The sequence below is a fragment of the Streptomyces sp. SPB074 genome (assembly GCF_000154905.1).
Lineage (GTDB): Bacteria > Actinomycetota > Actinomycetes > Streptomycetales > Streptomycetaceae > Streptomyces.
Window position 1 is genome coordinate 3,675,902 of record NZ_GG770539.1, and the last position, 8,475, is coordinate 3,684,376.

Below are 8,475 nucleotides of genomic sequence, written 5' to 3' on the forward strand. Positions count from 1 at the left end.
GGCCACGCGCCGCCCCGTACGCCGCGCGGGTCCGTGTCTCCCGGGGCTCGGTCCGTCCGGTGGCTCACCGCGTCAGGTGGTCCACCCCGGCCCAGTCCACGAGGCCGAGCCGCCCGGATTCCGAGACCCAGTGGGACACCGAGGCGTTGGGCACGGGCGGCAGCCGGTCCGGGACCGGGTGGCCGATGCCGCCGAAGTACTGCCGTACCGCGACCACGACCGCGTCGTGCGCCACGAGGAGCACGCGCCGCCCCGTCGCGGCGCGCGAGAGCTCGGTGAGGAACTGGCCGACGCGGACCATCACGTCGGTGAGCGCCTCGCCGCCCGGCGGCCGGTGGTACCAGGTGCCGACGCGGGCGCGCCGCTCCGCCTCGCGCGGGTCGAGGGCGCGGACCGCGGCCGGCGGGTGGAGTGCGAAGACGCCCTGCTCCCGGTCGCGCAGCCGGTCGTCCACGAGGGCGTCACCGGGCGGGAGCCCGGCGGCCTCGGCCATGAGCCGCCAGGTCTCGCGGGCGCGCAGGTACGGGGAGCACACGACGAGCAGCCCGGGATCGCGCGCGGCGAGCCAGCCGCCGAGCGCGGTCGCCTGCGCGACGCCCCGCCGCGAGAGCGGCACGTCCCGGTCGAGCCCGGGCAGCGGCTCGGTGCGGCGTGCCGTCGCGGGGTCGGCGTACACGGCGTTCGCGGTGCTCTCGCCGTGGCGTACGGCCCACAGTTCGACAAGCGCGCAGGGCGGGGTGAGGGCGGGGACCGGCACGAAAACCTCCCGGGGCGGGGACATGTCCTCGCTCAGCTCTACCCCGCCGGGTCCGCCCGCACCGCGTACGGCATCTTCACGCTTTCTCCCTGCGGTGCGGAGCGGAGGTGTGCCAGGCTGTGTGCGGACTGTGATGCCCGCGCCACCCTGGGGAGTTGGGATGAGATATCGCGCCGCGGCGGCCTCTGCCGCACTTGCGCTGTCGGTCATGGCTGGTGTCGCGGCCTGGTCCTCCGCGCCGGACACCGCGCCCTCGGCACGGCCCGACCGCACGGCCTCCCCCGCCGACGGGGCGGGGCCGGGCGATCCGTCCGGCTTCCCGCAGTGCGAGGGCCCGGCGGGGGCGCTTCCCCCGGAGTGCGTCGTGGACGCCGCCTTCGGCGAGGTCACCGAGGGCGTGCCCGCCGACTAGGCGCGAGCCGCCGGGCGCGCGGGACGCGGCGCGCGGGAGCCCGCCCGTACGCCCCGGGCCCGTGGCGCGCCGCGCGGCCCGCTCCCGCTCAGCCCGGCAGCGACATCAGTGCCACCGGTTGCGAGGTCGGGGCCGGGGAGCCGCCCTCCGGCTCGACCGTCACGCCCATCGCCGTGGCCTCGCGCGGGGAGCCGTTCATCAGGACCGTGCCCGAGGAGCCGGGGAGCAGACCGGCCGGGCGCATCGTGCCGTCCACGTCGAGCCAGAGCTGGTAGACCTTGCCCGCCGGGGGATCGGGCAGCCCGGCCGCGGCGAAGACCGCGCCGTCGCGCGCGCGGGAGACGACGACCGTGGCGCGGCCGCCCGCGTCGATCGCCCCGCTGGTGACCTTCACGTCGGGCGCCGAGAGCACCGCGTCGAGCCGCGCGGCCCGGTCCTGGGCCGCGCGGGCCTCGGTACGGGCCTCGCCGGCGCGCTGCCCCTGCCAGACGGCCGTGCCGCCGAGCGCGGCGGCGAGCGCGGCGCAGGCGGCGAGCGCCCAGTGCACGGGGCGCGGGCGGCGGCGGGGCGGCGTGGCCCGTACCGCCTGCGGCGGCTCCTGCCGGACGTCGGTGATCCGGGCCATCCCGGCGTCCTTGAAGCCGGGCGGCGGTGCCACGGCGGCGGCGAGGCCCAGCTTCGTGGCCGTCTCGGTGAACTCGCGCACCTCCTGCGCGCAGGCGGCGCAGTGGGCCATGTGCCGCTCGAAGGCGGCCTCTTCGGCCGGTTCGAGGGCGTGGAGCGCGTACGCCCCGGTGAGGAGGTGGTTGTCGGCCGTGGTGCTCATGTACCCACTCCCAGGCAGTCGCGGAGGCGGATGAGGCCGTCACGCAGACGGGTCTTGACGGTGCCGAGGGGCAGGGCGAGGAGTTCGGCGACCTCGCGGTAGGTCAGGCCCCGGTAGTAGGCGAGGGTCACCGATTCGCGCTGGCGCTCGGTGAGTCCGTCGAGGCAGCGCCGCAGCTGCTCCTGTTCGAGGCGGGTCTCGACCTGCTCGGCGACCTCGTCGTAGGCGGGGGTGTTCTGTTCGAGCAGGCCCGCGCGGCGTTCGCGCGCGGCGGACGCCTCGACGGAGCGGACCCGGTCCACGGCGCGGCGGTGCGCGAGCGTGAGGACCCAGTTCGTGACCGAGCCCAGCTCGGGCCGGTAGCGGCCCGCCGTGCGCCACACCTCGACCAGGACCTCCTGCGCGACCTCCTCGGACTGCGCGCGGTCGCGCAGCACCCGCCGCACGACTCCCAGCAGCGGCCCCGCGACGGCGTCGTGCACCGCCGAGAAGGCGTCGCGGTCGCCCCGCGCGACCCGGGCCACCAGCTCTTCCAGCGGGGGCGCGGCGGCCGGGTTCCCCACGATGTAGACGGGCTCTTTCACGCGTACCTCGCTCGCTCCCACTGCCTCGGCCCGGTGCCGGCGCCTCGTCGCCCCGGCGGCCCTTGCCCCGTATGCCCCCGAACGAGGCACGGACGTCGGCGTTACGGGGATGATTCGGAGCGGCGGGCGGAAGGGATGGGTACGGGATTCGGGCGGGGGTGCGGGCCCGGCGCCCGGGAAGGCGGCGCCCGGTGCGCGAGAAAGCGGCCCCCGGTACGCGAGAAGGGCGCCCGGCGGCGCGTCGCCCTTCCCCCAGGTGGTCCGCCTGCGGTCCGGGCGCGCGCCCCGTACGCCACGGCGCGATCCGCCGCCGGAGGTGGCCCTTCCCCGTGAGAAACCCCACGAAAGGGACACAAGTGGCTGGCGGACGCGCGTAGTCACATCGTCAGGAGACTCCCCTCGCGGCCCCCTGGCGTATGTTTTTTCGAGTTAACAGTGACGTAGAGTGTTTGCGCAAGTCTGATTTCACGTCCCGGGTCACGGAATTCCGCGTTCCGGCCCGGCGGAGGGGGGAACGGGGGTGGCCGTGGAGGAGTCCGCGCCGCAGCTCAGCAGCTTGCGGGCCAAGGTCGAGTACATGATCGAGAAGACGTTTCCGGGGCAGCGGGTCTCGGGGCGTTTCTTCGCCGAGCACGTCCGGCGCAAGGGCGGGGCCCTCTCCCACAGCTACTTCTCCAACATCCTCGCGGGGAAGGTCACCCACCCCTCCGAGGACATCCTCAAGGCGCTCGGGCTGGGCTTCGGGGTCGACTGGCGGTTCTTCAAGGACGAGTCGGAGGTCGTCGAGGACGTGCTCTCGGGGCTGCGTTTCCTCGCCCGGCACCGCACCGGCGAGGTGAGCGGTCTCGCGGCGCGCGGCCCCGTACGGGACGGGCTGCCGCCCGAGCTCCTGGACTTCGCGCTGAGCCTGCTCGCCGAGGAGGACGGGCCGGGAGCGCCGGGGGGCGGCGCCGCGCGGGCCGCCGCCGAGCCGGAGGGCTGAGCGGTGTCCCTGCGTGCGCTGCGCAAGGAGTGCGAGGACCGGCTGGCGGGACTGCCGGTGCCGAGCCCGTTCACGATCGAGGGGCTCGTCGCCGCGATGGAGGCCGTGCGCGGGCGCCGCATCGTGCTGCGCGAACTCCCCGAGCACCTCGCCCGCCCCGGCGGCGCCTGCGGCCTGCGCCTGGCCACGCCGCGCGTGAGCCTCGTCCTGTACCGGCGGCGCCCGACCCCGTACCAGACCCAGCACGTCGTGCTCCACGAGCTGTGCCACGAGTGGTTCGACCACGGCACCTCGCCGGACGCCGACCAGCTCGCCCGGCTGCTCCCGGTCTTCGACTCCGACCTCGTCCGCCGGGTGGTCGGCGCGGGCGGCTCCGTCCAGGCCAGGGCCGGGTACGGGACGCACGACGAGCGCATGGCGGAACTGGGCGCCTCGCTCATCCCGCGCATGGCCCGCGACGCGGTGAGCGACGACATGGTGGGCCGCCTCACCAGCTCCCTGTCCCGCCCGGTCGCCCACCGCAGGAGGGGCCTGTTCGGACGGCGCGGACCCGAGGGGGAGTAGCGGGGGGGGCCGTACCGGCGTCGGGCCGGGGTGGCGCGGGAGTCGTGCCGATCCCCGGGCCGGGGCCACGCCCGAGCCCTGTCCATCCCCGCGCCGAAGCCGTGCCGGCGCCCGGGCAGCGTCGCGCCGCGCCCCCCGGGAACCTCGCGGGGCGGCCGTGGGGGATTCGGCGGAAAGACGGCTGGACACCGGCCCGGACCGTACTCCGCCACGGCCGCCGTGCCTCTACTCCCTTACGGACGGGGCCAGTTGGCCTTCGCGGGTGCGGCGCAGGCGGCGCAGGGCCGGGCCGAGGGCCGCGCTGCCGGGGCCGGCGAAGACGAGCAGCAGCATCGCCCAGCAGAAGAGCGCGGCCGGCTCGCCGCCGTTGTCCAGCGGGAGCAGGGCGCGCGGCTGGTGCACGTGGAAGTACGCGTACGCCATCGAGCCGGAGGAGATGAAGGCGGCGGCCCTGGTGCCGAGGCCGAGCAGCACGAGCAGGCCGCCGGCGAACTGGATCACCGCCGCGTACCAGCCCGGCCAGGTGCCGAGGGCGACCGTGCGCCCCATGCCCTCCGGGAAGCCGAAGAGGGCGGCGCTGCCGTGGCAGACGAAGAGGAGCCCGACCACGACGCGGAAGGCGCCGAGGGCGTGGGGGTGTGCCCGCTCGGCGCGCGAGGCGAGGCCGGGGACGGGCGGGCTCGTGGCCGGGGCGACCGGGGAGGTGGTCGAGGACGAGGAGGGCATGGGGTGCCCTTTCTGCGGGGAGGAAGGGGGCCTCTCTCTCGGCGACGCTGCTCGTGAGAAGACCCACCGGGGGGGGGGGCCAGGGGCATACGGCAACGGTGGGGACCGTGGGGGTACCGGCTGCCCGGGGTGGGGCGGGACACGGGGGAACGGCGAGGACGCACGCCGCCTCGTGCCGCGCGCGCGGTCGCAGCTCCGGCGCGTGGTCCCCAAAGGTTAGGTACGCCTAAGTTGATGCTTCAAGGGTTGTTCCGGCCAGATCCGCGCGCCGCCCCGCACCGGCCAACTCCACCCGCCCCTCCGCAAAGCGGAACCGCCGCACACCAGTTCACCGAGTACGCCTAGGATTCCGCCCCGTGTCCCCCACCCCGCTCGACCTCGCCGGGTACGCCGTCGCGTGCCTCATGACCGCCGTCGCCCTGTGGCGTATGCCCGCCGCCGTGTGGGGGGACGAGGAGGACCGAAGACGGCGGGCCCTGTGGGGCTGTTACGCGGGCTTCGCCGCCGCGCTGTGGACGAAGACCCAGTACGTGCGCGTCCACCTCAACGACAGCCCCGTCACCGACCTCGCCGTGCTCGTCAAGCACTACACGGCGACCATCGCGATCCTCGCCATCCTCAGCTACATCGTCGCGGTCTACGGCCGGTACGAGTGCGACACCGACGTGCCCCGCCACGTCCGCTTCGCCCGCACCGTGCAACGCGTCGCCGCGCGAGCCGCGGTGGCCACGCTCGTCCTGCTGAGCGTGCTCTTCTTCACCGTCGTCGACCGCTCGCACCCCTCGGACCGCTTCGTCGCCGACCACGCGGGCGAGTGGGGCGCGACGCTCTACTACACCGTGTTCTACGTGTACTTGGGCGCCGCCTCCGCCGTGTGCGCCGTGCAGTGGTGGCTCGCCGTGCGCTCCGCCACGCGCCGCCACCTGCGGATCGGGCTCGGCATGATGGCCGTCGCGATGGTCATCGGCGTCGCGTACACCCTCAGCCGCACGCTGTTCCTGTGGATCAGCGTCGCCGACCGTCCCGGCGAGGACTTCGCGCTCGCCTTCGACAAGTGGACGGAGGCCGGGCAGGTCGTGCTCTTCACGCTCTTCGCCGTCGGCGCCTCGATACCCGCCTTCGCCACCGGAGCCCGGCGGCTGCGCCTGTGGCGCGCGCAGGCCGCGCTGCACCCGCTGTGGCGCGACCTCATGACCGCCTTCCCCGAGCAGCCCTTCGCGCCGCCCGCGCCCCTGGCCCGTGAACTCCTGCGCCTCGGCACCCCCGCCGACGTGCGCGTCGACCGGTGGGCGGCCGACATCGCGGACGCCGTCGAGCAGTTGCGGCACTGGGCGCCGGAGGCGCCGGTACCGGACGGCGGCCCCGAGGAGTCCGCGCGCTGGATCGCCTCGGCCCTGGCCGCGCACGCCTCCGGAGCCCCCGCCGGGCCGCCCGGACCCGCGCTCGTCCCCCCGCAGGCGGCCGACCAGGACGGCGAGATCGCCTGGCTGCTGCGCGTCTCGGCCGCGTACCGCGACACCGCGCGCCGGTCCGCCCCGCCGCGCCCCGCCCCCGTACCGACCCCGAAAGGCACCCCCTCGTGAGCACCACGACCGCTGAGGACCACCGCCTGGCCCGTGCCGTGACCGACGTCTTCCAGCCGCGCAACCTGCTGCTCGGCGGCATGGCGGCGGTCGGGCTCGCGGCGGCCGGGGACTGGACCGGCCTGCCCTGGGGCCTGCTCGGCGCGCTGTGCGCGGGCATCATTCCGGCCGCGTACATCGACTGGGAACGCGGGCGCGGCACGTGGGGCGACCGGCACGTCGTGGACCGCCGGCAGCGCGCGCCGATCTTCTTCGTCATCCTCGCCTCGATCGGCACGGGCGCCGTGGTCATGCTGCTCGGCCACGCCCCGAACGGCATCCTGCGCGCCATGCTCGCGCTGTGGGTCATGACGATCGTGCTGCTCACGGTCAACACCGCCTGGAAGATCAGCGTGGACGCCTCCGTGGCCTCGGCGGTCGTCGCCCTGCTGGCCTGCGTCCACTCGCCGTGGTGGCTCGCCGCGTACGCCCTGACGGCGGCGGTCTGCTGGTCCCGCGTGGCGCTCGGCTACCACACGGTGGCGCAGGTGTGCGCGGGCACGGCGCTGGGGGCGGCGACGGCGGTGGCGTACGTGGGCGCGTGAGGACGGCGCGGGAGGACGGCGGGGAGCGGACCGCGCGGCGGGGCGCGAACGGCGCGGGGAGCGGACGCCGCGGCGGGCGCGAGCGGCCCCGGGCAGCGAAAAAGGGAGCGTCGCCGCTCCCTTCCACTCTCAACGTATAGCGCAAGGGGGGCCTTGCGGCAAGACCCCCCCGTTTCGCGCAGAATCTCCCGCCCGGGGCCGGATGCGGCACCGGGACGCCTGAACGAGGGAGAGCACGTACATGAGCCAGGTCGTCATCGCCGGTGCCGGACCGACCGGACTGATGCTCGCGGCGGAACTGCGGCTGCACGGTGCCGAGGTGCTCGTGCTCGACAAGGACCCCGCGCCGTACGCCTGGTCGCGGGCGCTGGGGCTGCACGTGCGCAGCATCGAGATCATGGCGCAGCGCGGGCTCCTGGAGAAGTTCCTGGCGCGCGGCACGACGTTCCGCACGGGCGGCTTCTTCGCCGCGCTGGGCGACCGGTGGCCGCAGGGGCTGGACTCCGCGCACTCGTACGTGCTCGGCATCCCGCAGACCGTGACCGAGGAACTGCTCACGGCGCACGCCACGGGGCTCGGCGCGCGGATCGTGCGCGGTGCGGAGGTGACGGGCTTCGCGCGGGACGCCGAGGGCGTGGACGTGCGGCTCGCGGACGGCGGGACGCTGCGCGCGGGGTGGCTCGTGGGCTGCGACGGCGGGCGCAGCACGATCCGCGCGCTGCTCGGCGTCGGCTTCCCCGGGGAACCGACGCGCACCGAGACGCTGCTCGCGGAGGCGGAGGTGACCGCGCCCGCCGAGGAGGTCACCGAGATCGTCACGCGGGTCCGCGAGACGCAGAAGCGCTTCGGGCTCGGCCCGATGGGCGACGGGTACTGGCGGATCGTGACGCCCGCCCGGGGGGTGGCGGGGCCGGAGGCGCCCGCGACCACCGCCGCGGATCTGCGGGAGAGCCTGCGGGCCGTCGCGGGCACGGACTTCGGGGTGGGGGAGCCGCGCCGCCTGACCCGCTTCGGCGACGCGACCCGGCTCGCCGAGCACTACCGCGTGGGCCGCGTCCTCCTCGCGGGCGACGCCGCGCACATCCACCCGCCGACCGGCGGCCAGGGCCTCAACCTCGGTGTGCAGGACGCCTTCAACCTCGGCTGGAAGCTCGCCGCCGAGATCAGCGGCCGGGCGCCCGCGGGGCTGCTCGACACGTACGAGAGCGAGCGGCGGGCCGTCGCGGCCGAGGTGCCCGACAACACTCGCGCGCAGATGGAGCTGCTGTCCACGACACCGGGCGCGCAGGCCGTGCGCCGGCTCCTCGGCGAACTGGTCACCTCCTACGACGCGGTGAACGAGCACCTGATCGGGGAGCTCACGGCGATCGGCGTCCGCAACGACGTGGGCGAGGGCGAACACCCGTTGCTGAGGCGGAGGTTGCGGGATCTCGCGGACGGCCGGGTGTACGCGGCGA

The 8,475-nt window shown here is 75.6% G+C and carries 10 protein-coding genes; 6 read left to right on the forward strand and 4 right to left on the reverse strand.

All coding sequences use genetic code 11. The features are described 5' to 3' along the window. Positions 1-64: 64 nt before the first annotated feature. On the reverse strand, positions 65-757 hold the full coding sequence (locus SSBG_RS15205; protein WP_037869825.1) for a histidine phosphatase family protein: 693 nt from the start codon (positions 755-757) through the stop codon (positions 65-67). A gap of 208 nt (positions 758-965) precedes the next feature. On the opposite strand from SSBG_RS15205, the gene SSBG_RS15210 reads away from it, so the two are divergent. Then, on the forward strand, positions 966-1,169 hold the full coding sequence (locus tag SSBG_RS15210; RefSeq protein ID WP_037869826.1) for a hypothetical protein: 204 nt from the start codon (positions 966-968) through the stop codon (positions 1,167-1,169). 88 nt (positions 1,170-1,257) lie between these two features. Here SSBG_RS15210 and SSBG_RS15215 read toward each other — a convergent pair whose 3' ends face one another. Together SSBG_RS15215 and SSBG_RS15220 are read right to left on the reverse strand one after the other, a co-directional pair. Then, positions 1,258-1,995 (reverse strand): anti-sigma factor, encoded by a 738-nt coding sequence (locus tag SSBG_RS15215; protein ID WP_037869828.1) that lies wholly within the window; start codon positions 1,993-1,995, stop codon positions 1,258-1,260. Further along, complete coding sequence (locus tag SSBG_RS15220; protein WP_008746996.1) at positions 1,992-2,579, reverse strand: sigma-70 family RNA polymerase sigma factor; 588 nt, start codon at positions 2,577-2,579, stop codon at positions 1,992-1,994. Before SSBG_RS15220 ends, SSBG_RS15215 begins: the two co-directional genes overlap by 4 nt. A gap of 520 nt (positions 2,580-3,099) precedes the next feature. Between SSBG_RS15220 and SSBG_RS15225 the strand changes: the two genes are divergently transcribed. Beyond that, positions 3,100-3,561, forward strand: a complete 462-nt coding sequence (locus SSBG_RS15225) for a hypothetical protein (RefSeq protein ID WP_037869830.1) — start codon at positions 3,100-3,102, stop codon at positions 3,559-3,561. A 3-nt stretch (positions 3,562-3,564) separates the two neighbouring features. Then, positions 3,565-4,125 carry a hypothetical protein gene (locus tag SSBG_RS15230; protein WP_008746997.1) on the forward strand — a complete coding sequence of 187 codons (561 nt, stop codon included), beginning with the start codon at positions 3,565-3,567 and terminating at the stop codon, positions 4,123-4,125. Between the two features lie 225 nt (positions 4,126-4,350). Here SSBG_RS15230 and SSBG_RS15235 read toward each other — a convergent pair whose 3' ends face one another. Then, positions 4,351-4,851: a DoxX family protein gene (locus SSBG_RS15235; protein ID WP_008746998.1), complete on the reverse strand. Its 501-nt coding sequence runs from the start codon at positions 4,849-4,851 to the stop codon at positions 4,351-4,353. A gap of 404 nt (positions 4,852-5,255) precedes the next feature. Here SSBG_RS15235 and SSBG_RS15240 point away from each other — a divergent pair, with 404 nt between their 5' ends. The 3 genes from SSBG_RS15240 to SSBG_RS15250 form a co-directional block, all read left to right on the forward strand. After that, complete coding sequence (locus SSBG_RS15240) at positions 5,256-6,434, forward strand: MAB_1171c family putative transporter (RefSeq protein WP_050776906.1); 1,179 nt, start codon at positions 5,256-5,258, stop codon at positions 6,432-6,434. Continuing rightward, positions 6,431-7,018, forward strand: coding sequence for a hypothetical protein (locus SSBG_RS15245; protein ID WP_037869832.1), 588 nt, complete (start codon positions 6,431-6,433; stop codon positions 7,016-7,018). The genes SSBG_RS15240 and SSBG_RS15245 overlap by 4 nt, the downstream gene beginning before the upstream one ends. A 241-nt stretch (positions 7,019-7,259) precedes the next feature. After that, a partial coding sequence (locus SSBG_RS15250) for an FAD-dependent monooxygenase (RefSeq protein ID WP_008747002.1) occupies positions 7,260-8,475 on the forward strand: 1,216 nt, incomplete at its 3' end.